General features: G+C 30.1%; 25 protein-coding genes and 1 tRNA gene. 18 read left to right on the top strand and 8 right to left on the bottom strand.

The genetic code is table 11. The features are described 5' to 3' along the window. Positions 1–2 precede the first annotated feature (2 nt). Both OLM55_RS08125 and OLM55_RS08120 read left to right on the top strand, forming a co-directional pair. The gene (locus OLM55_RS08125; protein WP_264558408.1) at positions 3–839 is read left to right on the top strand and encodes a DUF4249 domain-containing protein; all 837 of its coding nucleotides are present in this window, start codon (positions 3–5) and stop codon (positions 837–839) included. Between the two features lie 33 nt (positions 840–872). Beyond that, the gene (locus OLM55_RS08120; protein ID WP_264558407.1) at positions 873–1,535 is read left to right on the top strand and encodes a thiamine diphosphokinase; all 663 of its coding nucleotides are present in this window, start codon (positions 873–875) and stop codon (positions 1,533–1,535) included. On the opposite strand, the gene OLM55_RS08115 is transcribed toward OLM55_RS08120, so the two are convergent. Both OLM55_RS08115 and OLM55_RS08110 read right to left on the bottom strand, forming a co-directional pair. Continuing rightward, positions 1,532–1,915 (bottom strand): hypothetical protein, encoded by a 384-nt coding sequence (locus OLM55_RS08115; RefSeq protein ID WP_264558406.1) that lies wholly within the window; start codon positions 1,913–1,915, stop codon positions 1,532–1,534. The genes OLM55_RS08120 and OLM55_RS08115 overlap by 4 nt on opposite strands. A gap of 55 nt (positions 1,916–1,970) precedes the next feature. Then, entirely contained in the window at positions 1,971–3,149 is a 1,179-nt protein-coding gene (locus OLM55_RS08110) for a M20/M25/M40 family metallo-hydrolase (RefSeq protein WP_264558405.1), read from the bottom strand. Positions 3,150–3,300: 151 nt separating this feature from the next. On the opposite strand from OLM55_RS08110, the gene uvrB reads away from it, so the two are divergent. From uvrB to OLM55_RS08095, 3 genes are all read left to right on the top strand, one after another. Next, entirely contained in the window at positions 3,301–5,289 is a 1,989-nt protein-coding gene (gene uvrB, locus OLM55_RS08105) for an excinuclease ABC subunit UvrB (protein ID WP_264558404.1), read from the top strand. 99 nt (positions 5,290–5,388) lie between these two features. Then, entirely contained in the window at positions 5,389–5,847 is a 459-nt protein-coding gene (locus tag OLM55_RS08100; protein WP_264558403.1) for a YciI family protein, read from the top strand. A gap of 4 nt (positions 5,848–5,851) precedes the next feature. Next, positions 5,852–6,319: a DMP19 family protein gene (locus OLM55_RS08095; RefSeq protein ID WP_264558402.1), complete on the top strand. Its 468-nt coding sequence runs from the start codon at positions 5,852–5,854 to the stop codon at positions 6,317–6,319. Here the strand turns inward: OLM55_RS08095 and OLM55_RS08090 are convergent. From OLM55_RS08090 to OLM55_RS08075, 4 genes are read right to left on the bottom strand one after another with little or no spacing between them, the layout of a single operon-like run. Continuing rightward, a complete protein-coding gene (locus tag OLM55_RS08090) occupies positions 6,316–6,474 on the bottom strand; it encodes a hypothetical protein (protein ID WP_264558401.1) in 159 nt (52 codons plus the stop codon). The genes OLM55_RS08095 and OLM55_RS08090 overlap by 4 nt on opposite strands. Positions 6,475–6,486: 12 nt before the next feature. Beyond that, a complete protein-coding gene (locus OLM55_RS08085) occupies positions 6,487–6,957 on the bottom strand; it encodes a hypothetical protein (protein ID WP_264558400.1) in 471 nt (156 codons plus the stop codon). 13 nt (positions 6,958–6,970) lie between these two features. After that, on the bottom strand, positions 6,971–7,612 hold the full coding sequence (locus OLM55_RS08080; RefSeq protein ID WP_264558399.1) for an alpha/beta hydrolase: 642 nt from the start codon (positions 7,610–7,612) through the stop codon (positions 6,971–6,973). Positions 7,613–7,616: 4 nt separating this feature from the next. Further along, entirely contained in the window at positions 7,617–8,018 is a 402-nt protein-coding gene (locus tag OLM55_RS08075; protein WP_264558398.1) for a TerB family tellurite resistance protein, read from the bottom strand. A 77-nt stretch (positions 8,019–8,095) separates the two neighbouring features. On the opposite strand from OLM55_RS08075, the gene OLM55_RS08070 reads away from it, so the two are divergent. The 6 genes from OLM55_RS08070 (at position 8,096) to OLM55_RS08045 (ending at position 13,445) form a co-directional block, all read left to right on the top strand. Further along, complete coding sequence (locus tag OLM55_RS08070; RefSeq protein WP_264558397.1) at positions 8,096–8,539, top strand: DUF1456 family protein; 444 nt, start codon at positions 8,096–8,098, stop codon at positions 8,537–8,539. Between the two features lie 159 nt (positions 8,540–8,698). Continuing rightward, positions 8,699–10,627 carry a vWA domain-containing protein gene (locus OLM55_RS08065; RefSeq protein WP_264558396.1) on the top strand — a complete coding sequence of 643 codons (1,929 nt, stop codon included), beginning with the start codon at positions 8,699–8,701 and terminating at the stop codon, positions 10,625–10,627. Then, positions 10,624–11,877 carry a dihydroorotase gene (locus OLM55_RS08060; protein ID WP_264558395.1) on the top strand — a complete coding sequence of 418 codons (1,254 nt, stop codon included), beginning with the start codon at positions 10,624–10,626 and terminating at the stop codon, positions 11,875–11,877. Before OLM55_RS08065 ends, OLM55_RS08060 begins: the two co-directional genes overlap by 4 nt. Positions 11,878–11,879: 2 nt before the next feature. Continuing rightward, positions 11,880–12,206, top strand: coding sequence for a DUF4870 domain-containing protein (locus OLM55_RS08055; protein WP_264558394.1), 327 nt, complete (start codon positions 11,880–11,882; stop codon positions 12,204–12,206). Positions 12,207–12,216: 10 nt separating this feature from the next. Next, on the top strand, positions 12,217–12,864 hold the full coding sequence (locus OLM55_RS08050; RefSeq protein WP_264558393.1) for an alpha/beta hydrolase: 648 nt from the start codon (positions 12,217–12,219) through the stop codon (positions 12,862–12,864). After that, the gene (locus OLM55_RS08045) at positions 12,861–13,445 is read left to right on the top strand and encodes a hypothetical protein (RefSeq protein WP_264558392.1); all 585 of its coding nucleotides are present in this window, start codon (positions 12,861–12,863) and stop codon (positions 13,443–13,445) included. The genes OLM55_RS08050 and OLM55_RS08045 overlap by 4 nt, the downstream gene beginning before the upstream one ends. Before the next feature lie 58 nt (positions 13,446–13,503). On the opposite strand, the gene OLM55_RS08040 is transcribed toward OLM55_RS08045, so the two are convergent. Continuing rightward, positions 13,504–14,073 (bottom strand): fasciclin domain-containing protein, encoded by a 570-nt coding sequence (locus OLM55_RS08040; RefSeq protein WP_264558391.1) that lies wholly within the window; start codon positions 14,071–14,073, stop codon positions 13,504–13,506. A gap of 144 nt (positions 14,074–14,217) precedes the next feature. Between OLM55_RS08040 and tpx the strand changes: the two genes are divergently transcribed. The 6 genes from tpx to ribB are packed head-to-tail and all read left to right on the top strand — an operon-like array spanning position 14,218 to position 20,845. Beyond that, positions 14,218–14,715 (top strand): thiol peroxidase, encoded by a 498-nt coding sequence (tpx, locus tag OLM55_RS08035; protein ID WP_264558390.1) that lies wholly within the window; start codon positions 14,218–14,220, stop codon positions 14,713–14,715. 4 nt (positions 14,716–14,719) lie between these two features. After that, the gene (locus tag OLM55_RS08030; RefSeq protein WP_264558389.1) at positions 14,720–15,094 is read left to right on the top strand and encodes a diacylglycerol kinase family protein; all 375 of its coding nucleotides are present in this window, start codon (positions 14,720–14,722) and stop codon (positions 15,092–15,094) included. 32 nt (positions 15,095–15,126) lie between these two features. Further along, entirely contained in the window at positions 15,127–17,613 is a 2,487-nt protein-coding gene (locus OLM55_RS08025) for an FtsK/SpoIIIE family DNA translocase (RefSeq protein WP_264558388.1), read from the top strand. Positions 17,614–17,618: 5 nt separating this feature from the next. After that, complete coding sequence (locus OLM55_RS08020; protein ID WP_264558387.1) at positions 17,619–18,263, top strand: LolA family protein; 645 nt, start codon at positions 17,619–17,621, stop codon at positions 18,261–18,263. A gap of 39 nt (positions 18,264–18,302) precedes the next feature. Continuing rightward, entirely contained in the window at positions 18,303–19,712 is a 1,410-nt protein-coding gene (locus tag OLM55_RS08015) for an LptF/LptG family permease (protein ID WP_413614308.1), read from the top strand. Beyond that, positions 19,712–20,845 carry a 3,4-dihydroxy-2-butanone-4-phosphate synthase gene (gene ribB, locus OLM55_RS08010; protein ID WP_413614307.1) on the top strand — a complete coding sequence of 378 codons (1,134 nt, stop codon included), beginning with the start codon at positions 19,712–19,714 and terminating at the stop codon, positions 20,843–20,845. The genes OLM55_RS08015 and ribB overlap by 1 nt, the downstream gene beginning before the upstream one ends. 1 nt (position 20,846) lies before the next feature. On the opposite strand, the gene OLM55_RS08005 is transcribed toward ribB, so the two are convergent. Next, positions 20,847–21,602 (bottom strand): sulfite exporter TauE/SafE family protein, encoded by a 756-nt coding sequence (locus tag OLM55_RS08005; RefSeq protein ID WP_264558385.1) that lies wholly within the window; start codon positions 21,600–21,602, stop codon positions 20,847–20,849. A 207-nt stretch (positions 21,603–21,809) separates the two neighbouring features. Between OLM55_RS08005 and OLM55_RS08000 the strand changes: the two genes are divergently transcribed. Continuing rightward, positions 21,810–21,894 (top strand) — tRNA-Ser (locus tag OLM55_RS08000). The last annotated feature ends 268 nt before the right edge of the window (positions 21,895–22,162 follow it).

The raw sequence follows: 22,162 nt of genomic DNA, 5'->3' as shown, positions 1-22,162 counted from the left end.
TCATGATGAAAATTATATTAAAAACAACGCTACTTATAATCTCAATAGTACTATCATCAATTGGTTTAATTTCTTGTGAGGATGTTGTGGATGTAGATTTAAATACAGCTGCCCCAAAACTTGTAATTGACGCATCAATAAAGTGGCAAAAAGGAACTTTGGGTGACGAACAAACTATTAAACTATCAACCACAACAGGTTATTTTGAAAACACAATTCCTACAGTTTCGGGTGCAATAGTTTTTATTACAGATAGTAATTTAATACAATATGATTTTAACGAAGATATTGGAACCGGAAACTACATTTGTACTAATTTTAATCCGGTTTTAAATGAAACTTATGTTTTAACTGTTATTCATGACGGACAAACGTATTTAGCTACTGAAAACTTAATACCATCACCAACAATAGATTCTGTTGAACAAAATGACGAAGGTGGCTTTACTGGCGATGAAATTGAAGTTAAATTCTTTTTTCAGGACGATGGATTAGTAGATAATTTCTACCTTATCCAATTTAATCCTTCATTTTTAAACCTTCCTGAATATGATGTGGTTGATGATGAATTCTTTCAAGGAAATCAAATGTTTGGGCTTTATTTTAACGAAGATTTAGAAGCCGCTGATGATTTAACTTTTACACTTCATGGTATTTCTGAACGATATTATAACTATATGAACGTATTACTTGGTGTTGCAGGAAACAGCGGTGGCCCATTCCAAGCGCCACCAGCAACTGTAAGAGGAAACATCGTTAATCAAACTAATTTTGACAATTATGCACTTGGGTTCTTTAGATTGTCAGAAATAGATACGATGACGTATACAGTTCAATAATTATTTTTAAATTCGTAGTTCAAAAATCTAAAAATGTCATCACACCATATTGTTCGAGACGATCAAGAACCGGCTTTAATTATAGCTAATGGAGCTGCTTGTAATGAAGAACTTTTAGGCCAACTATTAGAATGGTCTCCACTTGTAATCGTTTTAGATTCGGCCATTGAACGTGTTTTAGAATTGGGAATAAAAATAGATGTTCTTTTAGGTGATTTCGACAGAGGTTTTGATGCCGAATATTATAAAGAAAGTCAATATCCTATTGAAATCGTACACACGCCAAACCAGGACAAAACCGATTTAGAAAAAGCATTTGAATATTTAATTGAAAAAGGACATAAAGCAGCAAATGTAATTTGGGCAACCGGAAAACGTGCCGATCATACCATAACGAATATTACCAATATTGTTCGATTTAGAGAAAATCTTAAAATTGTAATTTTAGACGATCATTCTAAGATATTTTTGTTGCCAAATAAGTTCGAAAAATGGTATACAAAAGATTCGATTATATCACTAATTCCTATTGGAGAAGTAAGCGGAATTCATTCTAAAAACTTGTTTTATCCTTTACAAAATGATACTTTATCTATTGGTATTAGAACCGGTAGCAGTAATCATGTTACCGAAGATGGTATTGTTACCATCGAACATTCAAAAGGTAATTTATTACTTATGGAATGTTGGGATTAATTCACTTTTTCTAAAGTTACATTTTTAAACCAAAGTGATGGACAATTAAAAAAACGTAATTCTTTTTTCTTTTTTGCATCAAATCTTGAAGTTGTTTTATTAAGATTGATGAAATTTTTATCTGCTAATTCTTCGCAAGAAAAAACTATCAATTTGTTAACTACCTTCCAATTTCCGTTACCGTAAAAATTTTCATTAACACTTATACTTTGTCCCAAATTTCTAAAAACAGAAACCTCATAAGTTCCATCAGAAGCTAAATTCAATTTGTAATCAATAACAACTCCAGTATCAGTAGTTATATTTTTAGTATAAACTCCAGCATAATCTTGAGCATAAATAGTTGAAAAAGCAAAAAACAAGAATAGAAAATATTTCATAACATAAAAGTTTTTAAAGCTATTCTTACAATAATTATGCCGATTTCAAAAAAAATTACTGTATAACAATTTTTCTTCTAATCACTTTACTATTAGTTTCTAAAGCAACTAAATAAACACCCGATTGAAATTGGCTTATATCTATTTTTTCTAATAAACTAGGATTGTTTATTTTTCTTTCTAAAACTTTTTTTCCATTAATATCAACAATACTAAAAGTATAATTAGAATCATTTAAGGTACCAAAGTTGATATTTAAAAAATCACTTGCTGGATTTGGAAAAAAACTAACTTGAAAATCTTCATTATAACTATTTTCACTTAATGCAGTTGATGCAACTGCAAAATGCAACATTGCTCCGGTAGTTGCCTTAGCAACATTATAATTATAAACCGGATCCATATTTACTAACAAATCGGTTGCTGAATGTTTATGTGATGTTTCGTTCGTTTCAAAAAAACCAGTAATGATTTCATTATTCGATTGAAACGGCATATAATCTGATGCATAAGCATAAGATAAAAATGTATTTAAAGGAGAATATAAACCAACACATGTTATCAATTCATTAGTATAAGTAGTTGATAATGCATTATTTGTTGTTGGAGATGACGTATCTCGTTCACAAGTAATGGTATTATTAGTCATTCCTGCAACACCTCCAACTTCATCAAGGTTAAAAACCAATTTTATATCTAATTTAGGGTTTGTTCCATTTACAACCGAACTCACATAATGTTGACTACCAATTAATCCATCTTCTTCTCCACTAAAATTAATGAATTTTATAGAATATTCTGTTGGAACATTTTGAAGTAAACGAGCCGCCTCTAAAATACAAGCTACTCCACTCCCATTATCATTAGTCCCTGTTCCAACAACAGAATCATAATGTCCGCAAATGATAACGTATTTATTAGGATAAACAGTTCCTATCTTAGTAACAATTAAATTTTTACAAGTAAAAGAGCCATTTGTAAAAGAATCTTCAGTCATTTGCCCTGCTGTATATCCATAAGAAGTATACTTGTTTTTCAGCCAATTTAAAGTATTATCTAAAGCAGTAGTTCCTCTACGTTTAACACCTAAAGCTTCAAACTCTGTTAAATCGGCTGTAACATTTGCTTGAGATACTTGGTTTGCAATATCAGCATAAGCTTGAATAAAAGTTTGAGAATTAGCATAATTTGCAAATAAGAACAAACTAAAAAAAAGTATTTTTATGGTTTTCATAGGTAATAAAGTTAAGCGATTTGGGGATTGCTTTTTACAAATATAAAAATATTTCCGAATTAATTTAGAAATTTAAAAGCTTCTGTTGTTTTAAAATAAAAAACCATAATTCTTCGTAACTTTGCACCTTTAAACTTTGCAATACAACTAAATGAAATTTCAAGTAGTATCAGAATATAAACCAACCGGCGATCAACCCCAAGCAATTGAAAAATTAGCAAAAGGAATTGTCGATGGTGACCAGTTTCAAACTTTATTAGGGGTTACGGGTTCTGGTAAAACATTTACGGTTGCCAATGTAATTCAAGAAGTACAAAAACCTACTTTGGTTTTAGCGCATAATAAAACATTGGCTGCACAGTTATATTCTGAATTTAAACAGTTTTTCCCAAACAATGCGGTAGAATATTTTGTTTCTTACTATGATTATTATCAACCCGAAGCATTTATTCCTGTTACAGGAACGTATATTGAAAAAGATTTATCTATCAATGAAGAATTAGAGAAAATGCGTTTAAGCACAACTTCTTCGCTTCTATCAGGTCGTAGGGATATTTTGGTGGTTGCTTCAGTTTCTTGTTTATACGGTATTGGAAATCCGGTTGAGTTTCAAAAAAATGTGGTTACGGTTGAAAAAAACCAACAAATTTCACGAACCAAATTACTACATCGTTTAGTACAAAGTTTATACGCTAGAACTGAAGCAGAGTTTACTCCAGGAACATTCCGAATTAAAGGCGACACGGTTGAAATTTTTCCAAGTTATGCCGATGACCCATTCAGAGTACATTTTTTTGGTGATGAAATTGAAGAAATAGAATCTTTTGATGCTCGTGATGCAAAAGTGATTGAAAAATACGACAAACTGAATATTTACCCTGCGAACATGTTTGTTACTTCGCCTGATGTCTTACAAAATGCCATTTGGCAAATTCAGCAAGACATGGTGAAGCAAGTGGAATATTTCAGAGAAATTGGAAAACATTTAGAAGCAAAACGATTAGAAGAACGAACCAATTTCGATTTAGAAATGATTCGCGAATTAGGTTATTGTTCAGGAATTGAAAATTACTCGCGTTACCTTGACGGAAGAGAACCTGGAACACGACCTTTCTGTTTATTAGATTATTTTCCTGATGATTTTTTAATGGTGGTCGATGAAAGTCACGTAACTATTTCTCAAGTGCATGCAATGTATGGTGGTGACAGAAGTCGTAAAGAAAATTTAGTTGAATACGGTTTTCGTTTGCCAGCAGCAATGGACAATCGTCCGTTGAAGTTTGAAGAATTTGAAGCCTTACAAAACCAAGTCATTTATGTCTCTGCAACTCCAGCAGATTATGAATTAGAAAAAAGTGAAGGAATTTATGTAGAGCAAGTCATTCGTCCAACAGGTTTATTGGATCCAATTATTGAAATTCGCCCAAGTGAAAATCAAATTGACGATTTAATTGAAGAAATTCAACAACGATGTGAAAAAGACGAACGTACATTGGTAACAACCTTAACCAAGCGAATGGCGGAAGAATTGACTAAATATTTAACTAAAGTAGCTATTCGTTGTCGTTATATTCATTCTGATGTTGATACTTTGGAACGCGTAGAAATCATGCAAGATTTACGAAAAGGTATTTTTGATGTTTTAATTGGTGTTAACTTACTTCGTGAAGGTTTAGATTTACCTGAAGTTTCGCTTGTTGCTATTTTAGATGCGGATAAAGAAGGTTTCCTTCGTAGCCATCGTTCGTTGACGCAAACGGTGGGTCGTGCAGCACGAAACGTAAACGGAAAAGCCATTATGTATGCGGATAAGATTACCAAAAGTATGCAGAAAACAATTGACGAAACTACATATCGTAGGGAAAAACAAATGGCTTATAATGCAAAGCACGGATTAGAACCAAAAGCTTTGAATAAAAGTTTAGGAAACGCTTTAAGTGGAAATTCGGTTTCTACGCAATATTATGATAATTTAGAATACAAAGCAGCTGAACCCGAAAGCGAATACTTAACCAAACCTGAAATTGAAAAGAAAATTCGTGAAAAACGAAAAGCAATGGAAAAAGCAGCAAAAGAACTCGACTTTATGCAAGCGGCAAAATTTAGAGATGAAATAAAAGCATTACAAGAAAGAATTTAATACAGTAATTTTGTCATTTCGACGTAGGAGAAATCTCATTAAGATTATTTTAGCTCGGTTTCTTTTCACTCATAATAAAAAATTATACACTAAAAAAAAATGAAAAAACTACATATACTATTCATTATTTTATTCGGCATAACAGCTTCATTTGCTCAAGATGTTAATCCAAATTATGATGCTGAATTAGCAAAAAAACTAAATGCTGATGATTACGGAATGAAACAATATGTTTTTGTAATTCTAAAAACAGGAACAAATACAACAACTGATAAGGAATTTACATCTGAATGTTTTACAAGTCATATGGCTAATATTAACAAATTAGTAAAAGAAAAAAAACTAATTGTTGCTGGACCAATGTTTAAAAACGACGATAATATAAGAGGAATTTTTATTCTTGATGTAAAAACATTTGAAGAAGCCAATTTGTTATTAGAAAACGACAAAGCCATAAAAGAAAAAATATTAAAAGCTGAATTATACAACTGGTATGGTTCTGCTGCCTTATCAGAATATTTAGAATCATCAGATAAAATCTGGAAAATAAATCCTTAATAAAATGAAAAACATAAACGAAATACTTACCCTTACTGACGAAATTGAAATTATTGAAGCTGTTGGAACAATCATTTGGGATAAAAAACAAGAAGCGGACGAATTATCTGAAGGTGAAACAAATTTTATACTTATTGATATTTTTGAAGGCGCAATAAACGAAGGCGGATTTCTTCATTTTTTTAGCAATGAAGTGGGCGATTATGCCAGAGAAGTATTAGAAGCATATAAGAAAATTGGCGCTCCAAAAACCGCAAACATTATTGCAAAAGCAATTGGTTTATTCGGAATTAATAATTTCCATGATGAATTGGAAAAGAGAAAAAATGCCATTGCAAAACTAGATGAAAATGCACTTTCGGGTTGGGAAGATTTAGAAGAAATTTTCTTTGAAGACGAACAAGAAGAAGATGTGGTAACGCTAATTGTAGAATACATTAGAAATAATACATCTGATTTTAATTATGTTTAATTAAAATCAAATGTAAAAGCTTTTTTGTCTTTTAAAAGTTCAAAAATATCATCAATATTATATTCGCCTTTATATATATAACAATTGCCATTTGGATCTATTAACACAAAACTACCACATGGATAATGCAATGGAAAATAAACTGATTCAATCAATGCATTTTTGTCTTAAACCCATTTTAATTTCCCATATTTTTCAGTCCCTACTTTGGAGGTAAATACAAAAAATTGTTTAACATTATTAACTCTATTTATTCTTCTTTCATAATTTTGATATTTTGCACTAATATAGCTGTTGCTCTTATGTCCTGAAGAATTACAATAATCCATTCCAGGATAATAATTTATTATAATAATATCATCCTTACTAAAATAATCTTTTTTAAATGATAAATTTGATTTTATAGAATCGAGTAAAGCAATTGAAATTTTTTTCTTGACTAACCTTTTAACTTTAACATTTACAAAAGCCGTATCAACATCAAATTTTAAATTAATAAAAGATTCTAATGATTCTATTTTGTTGAATTCATCAACTGTAATGATTTCTAAATTATCATTTACATATATTTCATTTTTTTGACCAAAAAGAGTACTAATATTTAAAATTATGATTAGAAAAAAAGTCGATTTATACATCAAATAATATTTTTTAATTAGTTAATAAACGCTGCTCAAAAATCCATTTCTTCGTTGGTTCCATCCAAACGCTCAAAGGTTTGTATATGAAACCGTGACCTAAATTTGTCTTCAATTCAATCTGTTCAAATTTAGTAGTAAAATTATCTTTGGCTTTCCAATAATCGTAGTTTTTTCCTGCAATATCATCAGATGAATCATAAATACATAAAACTTTCCCGTGAAATTTCCATTCGTTGTTCATTTCTTGGTAATCGTTATTTCCGGCAAGGAAAACATAATTAATCGCATTCGTATTTAAACTAGAAATATTACAAGCAATAATAGCACCTTTTGAAGCTCCAATTACTGTTATATTTTTTGCTTCAACACCGCTTTTTATAAGTTCATCAATTTGTTTGGAAACTTTAATAGCATAAAGCTTATAATCTACATTACTATTTCTAATTTCAGCGTGAACAATTCCATTTTCAACTTTTAAAGCAGCAATAATACTATCTAATTCGTATTTGCCAAATTGTTCACTAACGGCATTTTTACCTTGCTGTTCAATAATTCTTCCATGTAAATAAAAGATGTGCTTTGTAGGCAATTGAGCATTACAACTACTGAAAGTAATTGCAACTAAAAAGAATATGTAAAGTTTTAATTTCATTCGACTAATTATGCTGTTCACTAAAAACGGAAAGTAACATATCTCCATCAACCATAAGGTTTGGAGAATTTTCCATCAATTTTAAAACACGCTTCATAGCATAAGGGTTTAATCCCATGTTAATACCAATTTCATTAATTTTAATTTGTTCTCTTTCGTGTAAAACACCATCACAATACATCAACAAAGCCAAACGATAAAACTGACAAATTCTATGAAATTCATCTTTAATCACTACTTTTTCGGTTTTCTTTTCATATAATTTCAAAAGTGTTTCTTTATCTATTTCAAGTTCATGAGCTACCATTTCAATAAAATCATATTCACGATCATGCAATTCTCCATCTACTAATGCAAAACCAATCATTTCTTGTAATAAGCCTATTTTTTCCTGATAACTGTCCATATAAATGCTATTCTTTTTTTGTAAAAATAATAATTCTGAATTTAATTGAATATCTTTGAAGCATATTTATTAGACAAATGACAAATAACGATATTTTTAAGAAATTAAGAGTTGCATTACAGCTTCGTGACGACCAAATTGTAGAAATTTTAGAATTGGTAGATTTTAGAGTTTCTAAAGGCGAATTGGGTAACATATTCAGAAAAGAAGATCACAAAGATTATATGGAATGTGGCGACCAATTGTTGCGCAATTTCTTAAACGGTTTAGTTATTCATTTAAGAGGAACAAAGGAAAATCCTAAAAACCCAACTGAAGTTATTAAAAGTCATAAACCAAAAGTTGCTACATCTGATTTTAAAGCTAAAAAGCCAGAATTCAAGTCAGATAAAAAAGCACCAACTTCTGGAGATAAAAAACCGTTTGAAAAAAAGAAAAACTTTAAAAATACACCTAAGAAAATTCAGGTGGTTGAAAAAGTAAAGTTTAAAAATGGTAAACCAAACCAAAAAGACAGCTAGGAATTAAAACACATAGTAACATAGCTTTGTTTTACTAAAAAAAGTGAAACGTCTTTATCAAAAAGCAAAAACCTATGTGTCTATATGGTTGAAAAAACATTCAAAAAGAGTTAATTATTAATACATTCAAATTTCGTATTTTTGATAAAATTTAAATAAATGCAATTTAAACATCCAGAAATTTTATACTTCCTTTTTCTGTTGGTGATTCCAATTTTAGTGCATTTATTTCAATTCCGCCGTTTTAAAAAAGAGTACTTTACGAATGTAAAACTGCTTAAAGAAATCCAAATCCAAACCCGTAAAAGTAAAAGCATCAAAAAATGGTTGCTCTTGGCTACGCGTTTGTTATTATTAGCGGCAATAATCTTTGCATTTGCACAACCTTTTTTCACCGCTAAAGATGCTGAAAATAAAGAAAATGAGTTGGTTGTTTTATTAGACAATTCGTTTTCTATGCAAGCAAAAGGAGCAAAAGGAGAACTTTTAAAACGAAGTATTCAAGAACTTTTAGAAAGCTTTCCAGAAAATCAAACCTTTTCGTTACTTACAAACACGGAAGTTTTTTGGGATACCGATATAAAATCCATACAAAAAGAACTGCAACAATTAGACTACGCTTCTACTTCATTTGAATTGGACGCATTAATCAATCAAGTGGAATTAAAAAAGCCAAACGTTTCTAAAGATTACATGATTATTTCAGATGGAATTTCAGTTACTTCTGAAAAAATCAACACGATTTCCGAAAATAATGAAATTTATTGGTTGCAACCAAAAGCAGAAAAATCAGTTAACATAAGTATTGAAAAGGCGACAATTACTGAAGTTTCCGATGCTTTTTACACTTTAGAAGTTGTATTGAAAGCTTTTGGAACTGTTGAAAATGAAACTCCACTTACTTTATATGATAACGATAAAGCAATTGCCAAAACACAAGTCACGTTTGAGAAAAGCGAACAAAAAATAAAATTGTCTATTCCTAAAAAGGAAATGGCCGGAAGAATTGTAATTCAAGACAACAGTTTGCAATTTGACAACGAATTTTTCTTTACCATTCAATCGCCCAAAAAGACAAATGTTGCGATTATTGGCGAAGCTTCTAAAAACAAATTCCTACATCGCATTTATACCAATGAAGATTTTGTAACGTATGAAACTACTTTAGAACTGTTGGATTTTAATCGTTTAGAAAACCAACAAACCATCGTTCTAAATGAAGTAAAAGAAATTTCACAAGCTTTACAAACCAACTTGGTTTCGTTTTATGAAAAAGGCGGAAACGTAATTGTGATTCCTTCTACTGAAAGTAATTTAGAAAGCTTGAATGGTTTATCGAAGAAAATTGGAAACGTAACTTTTTCAAATCCATCAAAAACAGAAAAACAAATCACGAAGATTAGTTTTAATCATCCTGTTTACAAGAATGTTTTCGAAAAGAATGTTACTAATTTTCAATATCCAAAGGTAAATTCAAACTTCATAGTTTCTAAAAATAGTTCACCTATATTACAATTTGAAGATGCTGAAATTTTTTTAACTTCGGTAACTAATAAATTAGGAACAGTTTACTTTTTTGCTTCAGCTATAAATAAAACCAATTCTAATTTTCAAAATTCGCCTTTAATCGTTCCTACGTTTTTCAATATGACAATAGGTAACGATACCAAAGATAAGTTGGCTTTTACCATAAGTGAAAATGAAACTAAAATTATTGAAGCTGATTTGGAAAAAGACGAAGTGGTTTCTTTTTCTAATGAAAGTAACAGTTTTATTCCATTGCAACAAATTTTAAGTAATAAAGTAAAGTTGACATTTGGCGATTATCCTGAACAAGCAGGAAATTATAATGTAAAACAAAAGGACAAATTGATTACCTCGATAAGTTTCAATTTTCCAAGAAATGAAAGCGATGTAACTTTGCAAAGCACACTAAATAATGATAATTTTGCCAAAATAAATTCTGTGGATGAAGTTTTGAATGATTTACACACAAAACGAACAGATACGGTTTTATGGAAATGGTTTATTATAGCAACACTACTACTTTTATTGATTGAACTACTAATCCAAAAATTTGTAAAATGACAAATATTGTTTTAAAAAACGCCACAATTATTGACCCAAAAAGTGCTTTTCACAAACAAACGGTCGATATTAAAATTCAAGATGGAAAAATCATTGAAATAGGTAAAAACCTAACTTCTGATGCTGATTTTATCGAAATTGTGGAAGATGATTTACATATATCTCAAGGTTGGATGGACAGCTCGGTTTCTTTTGGAGAACCAGGTTTTGAAGACAGAGAAACTATAGCAAACGGATTAAAAGTAGCGGCAAAAAGCGGATTTACTGCGGTAGCTTTACAACCAAATAGTTTTCCTGTAATTGACAACCAATCGCAAATACGATTTGTTATGGATAAAGCTAAAAACAACGCAACCGATTTGTATCCAATTGGAGCTCTGACAGTAGGAAGCGAAGGAAATGATTTGGCGGAATTATTTGACATGAAAAACGCAGGTGCAATTGCTTTTGGAGATTATAACAAAGCGATTCAAAATGCCAACATTCAAAAGATAGCCTTGCAATATGTACAAGATTTTGACGGATTGGTAATAAGTTACTGTTTAGATAATTCAATTAAAGGAAAAGGAATTGTACATGAAGGACCTGTTTCAACCAAATTAGGTTTAAAAGGAATTCCAACTTTAGCTGAAGAATTGCACATTGCCAGAAATTTATTTCTGTTAGAATATACTGGTGGAAAAATGCACATTGCTACCATTTCAACTATAAAATCGATTGAATTAATTAAAGAAGCGAAAGCCAAAGGATTACAGGTTACTTGTAGTGTAGCTGTGCATCAATTAATCTTAACAGATAATGAATTAGAAGGTTTTGATTCTCGTTATAAAGTAGCGCCACCTTTACGCGATGAAGCAACAAGAAAAGCTTTAATCAATGCTGTAATTGATGGAACGATAGATTGCATCACATCTGACCATAATCCGTTAGACATAGAACATAAAAAGTTAGAATTTGATTTAGCAAAAGATGGAACAGTTGGGCTTGAAAGTGCTTTTGGTGCTTTGCAAACCGTTCTTCCACTAGAAGTTATCATTGAAAAATTGACTTCAGTAAAATCGATATTTGGAATAGAAGAAAATACTATAAAAGTTGGTTCAACAGCTAATTTAAGTTTATTCAACATAAATGACAATTGGACTTTTACGAAAGAAAACATATTGTCAAAATCTAAAAATTCAGCATTTTTAGGTCAAACTATGAAAGGAAAAGCCTTAGGGATTTATAATAACAATACTTTAATTTTATAAGCATGCAAAATGATATTGAAAAAGGAAAAACGACTGCGATAGTTAGCTATTTTACAATTATTGGAAGTATTGTGGCCATTTTTATGAATCAAGAAGAAAAAAGAAGTGAATTTGCAAGTTTTCATATTCGACAAGCATTAGGCATTTTTTTAACTTTCTTTTTATTAGGTTATCCTATCGGATATTTTGATAGTTGGATGGTTTCTTCTGCATTTTGGGTATTTATTTTTATTCTTTGGATCTATGGCTTTTTAGGCGCTTTAAGTGGTGAAAAAAGAATGGTTCCTTTAGTTGGAGAATTTTACCAAAAAACATTTAAAAATTTATAAAAATAAAAAAATGAATCTTACTTACCTCGTTAGAGAACCAAAAATAAAACAAGAGAAAAATCCGTTATTACTATTATTACACGGCTATGGAAGTAACGAAGAAGATTTATTTTCTTTCGCAAGCGAATTACCAGATGAATATTATGTGGTTTCAGTAAGGGCTCCTTATGATTTACAACCTTACGGACATGCTTGGTATGCGATACATTTTGATGCAGATGAAAATAAATTTTCTGATGATGTACAAGCTATTGAGTCTAGAGAATTAATCATTCAATTTATTGATAAATTAATTGCTAAATACCCTATTGATGAAACACAAGTTAGTTTAATTGGCTTCAGTCAAGGTGCTATTTTAAGTTATGCCGCTGCTCTATCTTATCCTGAAAAAATTGCAAGAGTCGTTGCCTTAAGCGGCTATTTAAATGAAAAAATAATTACAGAAGATTTCAAATCTAAAGACCTTAGTAATTTAAAATTCTTCGTTTCTCACGGAACTGTAGATCAAGTAATACCAGTTGATTGGGCAAGAAAAGCAGAACCTTTTTTACAAAATTTAGGCTTAGAGGTTATGTATAAAGAATATCCTATTGGTCACGGTGTTGCTCCTCAGAATTTTTATGATTTTAAAAATTGGTTAGAAAATAATAATCTTTGAAAGAGATAATAAAAATATCCATAAAGTCTTCTTTATATAACCGAAAAAGAACATTAACTTTTCATCAAGATTATATTGAATTTGATGAGAATGATTTCAAATTTAATAAAGAAAATATATCTGGATTTAAATTTGGAGTGAAATGGATTAATGGATACTCTTTTACATTCGGAAGAATTTATTGTATTGACATAATAAATAATGAAGGAATTGTTATAAAAATCAGATTAAAGTCTATTTATAAAATAAATATAAAGTTATTAACTGAAAAATACTTTAAAATCATAAGTCTTTTAGAAGAATATTACTTTGATGATATCTCTAGAAAACATCTTGAAAATTTTTCAAATGAAATTCCATTTAAAATAAACGACATTGAATTCACTAAAGAAGGTATCAGTTTTAATAATAAATTTATTTTTTGGGAAGATTTACTAACAAAAAATTATACAAATTATTATTCACTAAGTTCAAAATCTAATTCTTCTGTATATGTTTTAACAGATTACATGAATGATTGGAATGGAGCCGTTCTTTATTCTGTCACAAGAATGATTTTAAAAAGTAAGGAATTATTATAAATAAAAAAAATCTCCATTTTTCAATGGAGATTTTCAAACTAAACAAACTAAACACCAATTATGACTTTGGCAAAACAACAGTATCCACTACATGGATAACTCCGTTTTTCTGGTTAACATCGGTAATTGTTATCATAGAACTAGTACCGTTTTCATCTGTTATATATAAATTTTTTCCTTTCATCCAAGCAGTAAGAGTTCCACCACTTACAGTTGTCATCATTGCTTTTCCTTTTCCCTTTTTAATAGCCATTAAAATATCACTTTTATTCATTTTTCCCGCAACTACATGATAGGTTAAAATGGTTTGCAGTGTTTTTAAATTTTCTGGTTTTAATAAAGTTTCAACTGTTCCTGCTGGTAATTTATCAAACGCGGCATTTGTTGGGGCAAAAACGGTAAATGGACCTTCAGACATTAACACATCAACTAAACCTGCAGTTTTTACAGCTGCTACAAGAGTAGTATGATCTTTAGAATTTACTGCATTTTCAACTATGTTTTTACTTGGATACATAGGTGCTCCTCCTACTTCAACAGTTTTTTCCATTTTTTGAGCCATAGCGGTAATTCCAAAAAATAAAGAAAAAGCTAAAAGAGCAACATTAATTTTGTTAATTGATTTCATAAATTTATTTTTAAGTTATATAGTCATTTACGAGAGAACTTTTCTTTTGGTTTTAAAAAAGGAATAAAAAATTTATATCAAGTAATATATTAAGGTCTTTCAATTTATATTTATTACTTTTGAGGTTCAAAAAATAATTATATTATGGCAAATATCACATTAGGAGGAAATCCAATACATACATCAGGAGAATTACCAAAAGTTGGTTCTAAATCACCTGATTTTTCTTTAATTCAAAACGATTTATCAACGGCTACTTTGTCAGATTTCTCTGGAAGTAAAGTGGTTTTAAATATTTTTCCAAGTATTGATACTGGAACTTGTGCTGCATCTGTTAGAAATTTCAACCAAAAAGCAGGTGAATTAGAAAATACTAAAGTATTATGTATTTCACGTGATTTACCTTTTGCTCAAAAACGTTTTTGTGGTGCTGAAGGATTAGAAAACGTAGTTAACTTATCTGATTTTAATACAGGAAAATTTGGAAAAGATTTTGGCTTAGAAATTACTGACGGACCTTTAGCTGGTTTACATTCTAGAGTAGTAATTGTTTTAGATGAAAATGGAATGGTAAAACATGCTGAGCAAGTTAATGAAATTGCAGACGAACCAAATTATGAAGCTGCTTTAAAAGCATTATAATAATATGAAATTTGAAAAAGATGAACGCTTTTTATCTGGAAGGATGAAAAGTTTTAAATATGCTATTCTTGGAGCTTATAAATTAGCAAACACTGAACATAGTGTCATTTCACAAATATCAATCGGTGTTCTTATAACAATTGCAGGTTTTTACTTTGGAATAACAAAAACTGAGTGGTTGTTTCAAACTTTAGCCATTGGTTTAGTTTTAAGCATTGAAGGATTAAACACTGCAGTAGAAAAAATAGCCGATTTTATTCATCCTGATTATCATGAAAGAATAGGTTTTATAAAAGACATTGCTGCTGGAGCTGTTTTCTTTGCTGCTATGACGGCAATAATTATTGCTGCTATAATTTATATTCCTTATTTATCATAAAATCCCTATTTTTGTAAATTAGTGTTTATTTCATGACCAAAAAAAGTAAAAAAGAAACTCAAAATAGCGATACTTCAAATAAAGAAAATCGTCTGCCAAAAAAGCTTTCACGACAACAAAAATTCACTATTGGAATTTTATTGTCACTTATTGCTTTGGCTTTACTTTTGTCATTTATATCGTTCTTTTTAACTGGACATAATGATCAGAGTCAAGTTCTTGAAGTTTTCAATAGAGAACGAAAGGTTGATAATTGGTTAGGGAAAATTGGAGCCTATTTATCGGATTTATTCATTTACAAAGGTTTTGGTGTAGCCTCATTTATATTTGTTAGAGTTTTATTTTTAGCTGGTGTATATTTAATTTTAGATCTTTCTTTATCTAAATTAAAGAAAACGCTTTTTTGGGATTTATATTTAATCATCATAATTTCAATTAGTTTTGGTTTTTTCTGGAGTTATTTACCCGAATTAGCAGGAACGATAGGCTTTGAAATGAATTTATTCATTCAAGATTATATAGGAAAAGCAGGAACAGCTTTATTGCTTATTTTTGGATTAGTACTCTTTTTAGTTTTTAAAATTAGAATCTCCCCAGACAAAATTAAAGAAGCATTTGAACGACCAAGTAAAGAATTAAAAGACGAAATTGATCAAAAAGACTTATTACAAGATGTAAGTTTTGAAGATAACTCTACTCCTTCTCCTGATATTGTTGCATCTACAGATATTACTACTGGCGATGACGATTTCATTATTAGAGAAGATGAAGAAGCTATTTCAAAAATTGAAATGAAACCAACGTCTTCATTTGAAATCAATAAAGAAGATTTAAAGCCAACAATATCTAACGCTTCTGAATTAAGTCTAGAGCCAAAATTAAAAGAGAAAATAGAAGAGGAAACTCAGCAAGAGATTGAACCTACTGATGATTTTGTGATTGAAAAAACTGAAGAAGAAGAATCCGTTACAGAAAATATTGCTGCACGATTAGTTCAAGATTTTGGAGAATTTGACCCAACTTTAGAACTTTCAAATTACAAATTCCCACCTATTGAATTATTAAAAGACTATTCAAATGGCGGAATTACAATTAATCAAGAAGAATTAGAAGACAATAAAAACCGAATTGTAAGTACATTAAAAAACTACAGTATTGGTATCACCCAAATCAAAGCAACTGTTGGTCCAACAGTTACTTTATATGAGATTGTACCTGATGCTGGAATTCGTATATCAAAAATTAAAAACCTTGAAGACGATATTGCATTATCACTTGCAGCATTAGGAATTCGTATTATTGCCCCAATTCCAGGGAAAGGAACGATTGGTATTGAAGTACCCAATAGTAATCCTACTATGGTTTCTATGAAAAGTGTTATTTCTTCACCAAAATTCCAACAAGCAGAAATGGAGTTACCTATTGCTATAGGGAAAACCATTTCAAACGAAACATTTGTAGTTGATTTAGCGAAAATGCCTCACCTTTTAATGGCTGGAGCAACCGGACAAGGTAAATCGGTTGGGTTAAATGCTATCTTAGCTTCACTTTTATACAAAAAACATCCAGCTGAAGTCAAATTTGTTTTAGTTGATCCAAAGAAAGTAGAATTAACACTTTTTAATAAAATTGAACGTCATTATTTGGCTAAACTACCCGATAATGAAGAAGCAATTATCACCGATAACACAAAGGTAATCAACACTTTAAATTCATTATGTATTGAAATGGATAACCGTTACTCTTTATTAAAAGATGCAATGGTTCGTAACATTAAAGAATACAATGAAAAGTTTAAAACACGAAAATTAAATCCAGAAAATGGACACCGTTTCTTACCCTATATTGTTTTAGTCGTTGATGAATTCGCCGATTTAATTATGACTGCAGGCAAAGAAGTAGAAACTCCTATTGCTCGTTTAGCTCAATTGGCTCGTGCAATTGGTATTCACTTAATTATTGCAACACAAAGACCATCTGTAAATGTAATTACAGGTATGATTAAAGCCAATTTTCCAGCCAGAATAGCATTTAGAGTAATGTCAAAAATAGATTCAAGAACTATTTTAGATGCTGGTGGAGCCGATCAATTAATTGGTCGTGGAGATATGCTGTATACTAATGGAAATGATATGGTTCGTGTACAATGTGCATTTATCGATACACCAGAAGTAGAAAAGGTTTGTGACTTTATTGGAGGACAAAAAGCTTATCCGGATGCTTATCTTTTACCAGAGTATGTTGGTGAGGAAAGTGGCACGACTCTTGATATTAATATTTCCGAAAGGGATACACTGTTTAGAGAAGCTGCAGAAGTTATAGTAACAGCTCAACAAGGTAGTGCTTCTTTAATACAAAGAAAACTAAAATTAGGTTACAACAGAGCGGGTCGAATTATTGATCAATTAGAAGCTGCCGGAATTGTAGGTGGTTTTGAAGGAAGTAAAGCTCGTTCTGTATTAATTCCTGATTTAGTTGCTCTTGAACAATTTTTAAATAACGAACAAAATAATAGTTAATCAAAATGAACAAATTTTTTAAAATATTCTTTCTTTTAATAGCGACTTTCTCATTACAAGCTCAAAATTCAGCTAAAGCTAAAAACTTGTTAGATGACGTTTCAGCAAAAATAAAAACATATAACAATATTGTAATCGATTTTAAGTATTCTTTGAATAACCCAAAAGAAAACATTAATCAAGAAAGTAAAGGAAATGTTGCCCTTAAAGGAAATTTATATAATTTAAACTTTATGGGAGTTACTAAAATATTTGATGGCAAGAAAGTTTACACTATAGTTCCTGAAGATGAAGAAATCACCATTTCTAAGTTTGATGATAGCGATGAAAATGCAGTAACACCATCTAAAATGTTAACATTCTTTCAATCTGGATACAAATATTCATGGGATATTTTACAAAATGTAAAAGGCAGAAAAATACAGTATGTAAAATTAATTCCTATAAGTTCTAAAGATCAGCGTAAAGAAATTCTTATTGGTATAGATGTACAAACAAAAAACATTTATAACCTTATTGAATTAGGTAAAAACGGTACTAAAACGACATTAACTGTTAATTCTTTTAAAACAAACCAACCTTTATCAAAAAATCATTTTACCTTTACACAATCAAAGTATCCTAATTACTACATCAACAGATTAGACTAAAAGGTGAAAATTTTAGATAAGTACATTTTAAAATCTTACATGATTACATTTACCACGGTATTTGTAATCCTTTTTTTTATCTTCATTTTACAAGGTATATGGCTTTTTATTGCTGATTTAGCTGGAAAAGATTTAGATTTTTTCACAATAATAAAATTCCTTTCTTTCTACGCTCCTACTATTGTTCCACTAGTATTACCACTTTCGGTATTATTAGCAGGAATTATGACTTTTGGAAGTTTTTCAGAAAACTATGAATTTGCCGCAATGAAATCGGCAGGAATTTCATTAAACAGAGCAATGAGAATGCTTTCATTAGCAATTGTATTGCTAAGTTTAGTTACTTTTGTCTTTGCAAATAATGTTATACCAAATGCTCAATATCGTTTTCTAAACCTAAGAAAAACAATTATTCAACAAAAACCTGCAATGGCAATTGCTGAAGGACAGTTTAATACTATAGGAAATATAAGTATAAAAGTTGATAAAAAATCAGGAGATAATGGAGAGTTACTTGATGGGGTAATAATGCATATTAAAAATACCAACTATGGGTTTGGTGCAAATACTGTAATTAAATCTAAAAAAGGAATTTTAGGAAGTACAGAAGATTCTAACTTACTACAACTTACATTACTAGATGGTAATTATTACGAAAACATACAGCCAAGCGATATTAATGATCGAAAAAAACAACCTTTTGCAAAAAGTAGTTTTAAAAAATACGTTATAAATATTGATTTATCTAAACTAAATAAGGTTGATGACAATCAAGAAATAACATCTGAAAAGATGTTAAACATTGGAGAGTTAAAATATTCTGTAGATTCACTTCAAAATCAATACAATAAAGAAATAGTTTCGTTTTCAGAAAATATTGTTACACGTAATGATAATATTTTTAACTCTAAAAAAAATCAAAATATTGCTGTAGTTGATAATAAATCTACAAAAGATATATTAAAAATATTATCATTAGAACAAGCAAAAAAAGTCTTAGAATTAGCCAAAAATAATACTATTAGCACAGAGTTTAGTATTAGTAATGGTAAAACGGATTTAGAATATAAAAAGAAAAATATTAATTCTCATTGGATTGTTATTCATGAAAAGTTCATAATGGCGTATTCATGTCTTTTAATGTTTTTTATTGGAGCACCACTTGGAGCAATCATCAGAAAAGGCGGATTAGGATTACCAATGGTATTAGCAATTGTAATTTTTATTTTATATCACTTTTTAAATCTATTCGGCAGAAAACTTGCTGAAGAAGACGCTTTACCGGTTATGTTAGGAGTTTGGCTTTCGTCAATTATTTTAACACCATTAGCAATTTTATTTACTTATAGAGCTACAAATGATATTGGAATAATGATTAATTTTGATTGGATTACAGATCCTTTCAAAAAAATAATTTCAAAGTTTAATAAACAAAACAACAAATTATAATGTCTAACAAGATAAAACTTAACACTATTGAAGAAGCCATAGAAGACATTCGACAAGGCAAAGTTATAATAGTAGTTGATGATGAAGATAGAGAAAATGAAGGCGATTTTTTAGCAGCTGCCGAAATGGTAACGCCAGAAATGATAAATTTCATGGCAACTCATGGTCGTGGACTTATATGTACTCCATTAACCGAATCTCGCTGTAAAGAATTAGATTTACATGCAATGGTGAGAAATAATACTGATCATATGGAAACTGCCTTTACTGTTTCTGTAGATTTAAGAGGAAACGGAGTTACAACCGGAATTTCTGCTGCAGATAGAGCAAAAACAGTTTTATCATTGGTAAACCCAGACACAAAACCTTTTGATTTAGCTCGTCCAGGTCATATTTTTCCACTTATTGCAAAACAAGGTGGTGTTTTAAGAAGAACAGGTCATACAGAAGCTGCAATTGATTTTGCTCGCTTAGCTGGTTTTAAATCAGCCGGAGTTATCGTTGAAATCATGAACGAAGATGGAACCATGGCTCGTTTACCTGAACTTGTTGAAGTTGCTAAAAAATTCGATTTAAAATTGGTCTCAATTGAAGATTTAGTTGCTTATAGAATGTTGCATGATAGTTTAATTCAAAAGAAGGAAGATTTTGAAATTGAAACACGTTTTGGAACTTTCCGCTTAAGAGCCTATTTACAAACTACAAATAAACAAGTACATTTAGCACTTACGAAAGGAACTTGGAACAGTGGAGATGCGGTTTTAACAAGAATTAACTCAACACAAGTAAACAATGATATATTAGGAACATTAACTAACGATGCTGATAAAAAGCTAGATGGAATGTTCAAAAAAATCAATGAAGAAGGTCAAGGCGCCGTTATATTCATTAATCAAGAAGTAAAATCATTAGAATTACTTTCTAGATTAACAGAATTAAAAGAGCTTCAAGAAAAAGGAATTGTAAAAGCGCCAAGTATTAAAATGGACAATAAAGATTTTGGCATTGGCGCCCAAATTTTACACGATATAGATATTTCAAAAATCAAATTACTTTCTAATCAAACAGAACACACAAAACGTGTTGGAATGATAGGTTACGGACTTGAAATAGTTGATTATGTAAATTACTAAATCAATTAAAAAACCACAATTTTACAGCTAAAGACGATACAGTAATTATTAAAAATAGTTTAATTACTTTATCGTCTTTTTTTACTGACCACCTACTCGCCACCCAAGCACCAGAAGCATTACCAATAGTCAATATAAAGGCTAAAGGATAATTTATTTTATTTTCGTAAGCAAAAACCAACACTGCTCCTACTGTATACATACAGACTACAAATACTTTTGTAACATTAGACTTTAAAAGAGTCAATCCGTTAACATAAGGAAGAATTAACAACATTAAAAAACCAATTCCGGCATTTATAAAACCACCATAAATTCCTAAGAAAAAGAAAATAACAATTGAAACTCCTAATGTTTTACCAGTAATTTTTTCAGTTAGGGTTGCCAAGTTAACTTTTGGCTTAACTATAATTATTAACAACACCATAAGCATAATTAATGCTAGTATTTTGTTGAATAGCTCACCATTTATATCAATGGCAAGTTTTGCGCCTATAAACGAACCTAAGAATGCTGATATTCCAAGATATAAACTAAATGGGTACATTGATTCTCCTTTGCTCTTAAACCCCTTTATAGCGGCAAATGTTTGAACTAAAATTGCAATTCTATTTGTACCATTTGCAACAGAAGCAGGTAATCCTAAAAAAATCAAAGTTGGCAAGGTCAATAAAGTTCCACCTCCAGCAACAGTATTTAAAAAACCAGCAATAAAACCGATCGGAATAAGTAATAGATATTCTAAAGGAAAGTCCATTTATTTAAAATAATTATATGACTGCAAAGATATTTAAATCTAGAAAAGAAAAAATATTTTAATAAGACAAAACCATATATTAACTGAAAGTCAAAACGTTATGAAAACAAATAAAAAAAAGTATAATTTTTTTATCATTTTTATTTTGTAAGTAAAAAAATCATCCTATATTTGCACTCGCAATACGGAAGTAAAGCGATAATTACTGGAGAAATGGCAGAGCGGTCGAATGCGGCAGTCTTGAAAACTGTTGACTGTAACAGGTCCGGGGGTTCGAATCCCTCTTTCTCCGCTGAAAAAATCCTAAACGGTATCAAAACCCTGTAAATCTTATGATTTACAGGGTTTTTGCTTTTGCAGACATACCAAATTATTCATTCAATCTTATTTAAATCGAGATAAAATCGAGACCCTAGAAAATTCAAAAATTAGGGTCTCGCTAAATTACCTCAACAACTGCAAACATTAGGTTCAAAGACATGTTCAATAACTCGTTCAGTCAGTAAACATCTTGTTTGATTTAAAGAAGAAATTTAAATTGAATAATAATTAATTGGTCA

The sequence above is a fragment of the Flavobacterium sp. N2270 genome (assembly GCF_025947225.1).
In the GTDB taxonomy this organism is placed as follows: Bacteria; Bacteroidota; Bacteroidia; order Flavobacteriales; family Flavobacteriaceae; genus Flavobacterium.
This window is presented reverse-complemented; position numbering and strand designations above follow the sequence as displayed.

What these genes read in the sequence shown, in the direction of transcription:
- OLM55_RS08030 (WP_264558389.1), top strand. Translation starts at nt 14,720, where the DNA reads ATGAAATTTGAAAAAGATGAACGCTTTTTATCTGGAAGGATGAAAAGT.
- OLM55_RS08080 (WP_264558399.1), bottom strand. Translation starts at nt 7,612, where the DNA reads ATGAAATTAAAACTTTACATATTCTTTTTAGTTGCAATTACTTTCAGT.
- ribB (WP_413614307.1), top strand. Translation starts at nt 19,712, where the DNA reads ATGTCTAACAAGATAAAACTTAACACTATTGAAGAAGCCATAGAAGAC.
- OLM55_RS08075 (WP_264558398.1), bottom strand. Translation starts at nt 8,018, where the DNA reads ATGGACAGTTATCAGGAAAAAATAGGCTTATTACAAGAAATGATTGGT.
- OLM55_RS08060 (WP_264558395.1), top strand. Translation starts at nt 10,624, where the DNA reads ATGACAAATATTGTTTTAAAAAACGCCACAATTATTGACCCAAAAAGT.
- OLM55_RS08070 (WP_264558397.1), top strand. Translation starts at nt 8,096, where the DNA reads ATGACAAATAACGATATTTTTAAGAAATTAAGAGTTGCATTACAGCTT.
- OLM55_RS08055 (WP_264558394.1), top strand. Translation starts at nt 11,880, where the DNA reads ATGCAAAATGATATTGAAAAAGGAAAAACGACTGCGATAGTTAGCTAT.
- OLM55_RS08115 (WP_264558406.1), bottom strand. Translation starts at nt 1,915, where the DNA reads ATGAAATATTTTCTATTCTTGTTTTTTGCTTTTTCAACTATTTATGCT.
- OLM55_RS08100 (WP_264558403.1), top strand. Translation starts at nt 5,389, where the DNA reads ATGAAAAAACTACATATACTATTCATTATTTTATTCGGCATAACAGCT.
- OLM55_RS08120 (WP_264558407.1), top strand. Translation starts at nt 873, where the DNA reads ATGTCATCACACCATATTGTTCGAGACGATCAAGAACCGGCTTTAATT.
- tpx (WP_264558390.1), top strand. Translation starts at nt 14,218, where the DNA reads ATGGCAAATATCACATTAGGAGGAAATCCAATACATACATCAGGAGAA.
- OLM55_RS08095 (WP_264558402.1), top strand. Translation starts at nt 5,852, where the DNA reads ATGAAAAACATAAACGAAATACTTACCCTTACTGACGAAATTGAAATT.
- OLM55_RS08085 (WP_264558400.1), bottom strand. Translation starts at nt 6,957, where the DNA reads ATGTATAAATCGACTTTTTTTCTAATCATAATTTTAAATATTAGTACT.
- OLM55_RS08110 (WP_264558405.1), bottom strand. Translation starts at nt 3,149, where the DNA reads ATGAAAACCATAAAAATACTTTTTTTTAGTTTGTTCTTATTTGCAAAT.
- OLM55_RS08020 (WP_264558387.1), top strand. Translation starts at nt 17,619, where the DNA reads ATGAACAAATTTTTTAAAATATTCTTTCTTTTAATAGCGACTTTCTCA.
- OLM55_RS08015 (WP_413614308.1), top strand. Translation starts at nt 18,303, where the DNA reads ATGATTACATTTACCACGGTATTTGTAATCCTTTTTTTTATCTTCATT.
- OLM55_RS08050 (WP_264558393.1), top strand. Translation starts at nt 12,217, where the DNA reads ATGAATCTTACTTACCTCGTTAGAGAACCAAAAATAAAACAAGAGAAA.
- OLM55_RS08040 (WP_264558391.1), bottom strand. Translation starts at nt 14,073, where the DNA reads ATGAAATCAATTAACAAAATTAATGTTGCTCTTTTAGCTTTTTCTTTA.
- OLM55_RS08125 (WP_264558408.1), top strand. Translation starts at nt 3, where the DNA reads ATGATGAAAATTATATTAAAAACAACGCTACTTATAATCTCAATAGTA.
- uvrB (WP_264558404.1), top strand. Translation starts at nt 3,301, where the DNA reads ATGAAATTTCAAGTAGTATCAGAATATAAACCAACCGGCGATCAACCC.
- OLM55_RS08025 (WP_264558388.1), top strand. Translation starts at nt 15,127, where the DNA reads ATGACCAAAAAAAGTAAAAAAGAAACTCAAAATAGCGATACTTCAAAT.
- OLM55_RS08065 (WP_264558396.1), top strand. Translation starts at nt 8,699, where the DNA reads ATGCAATTTAAACATCCAGAAATTTTATACTTCCTTTTTCTGTTGGTG.
- OLM55_RS08005 (WP_264558385.1), bottom strand. Translation starts at nt 21,602, where the DNA reads ATGGACTTTCCTTTAGAATATCTATTACTTATTCCGATCGGTTTTATT.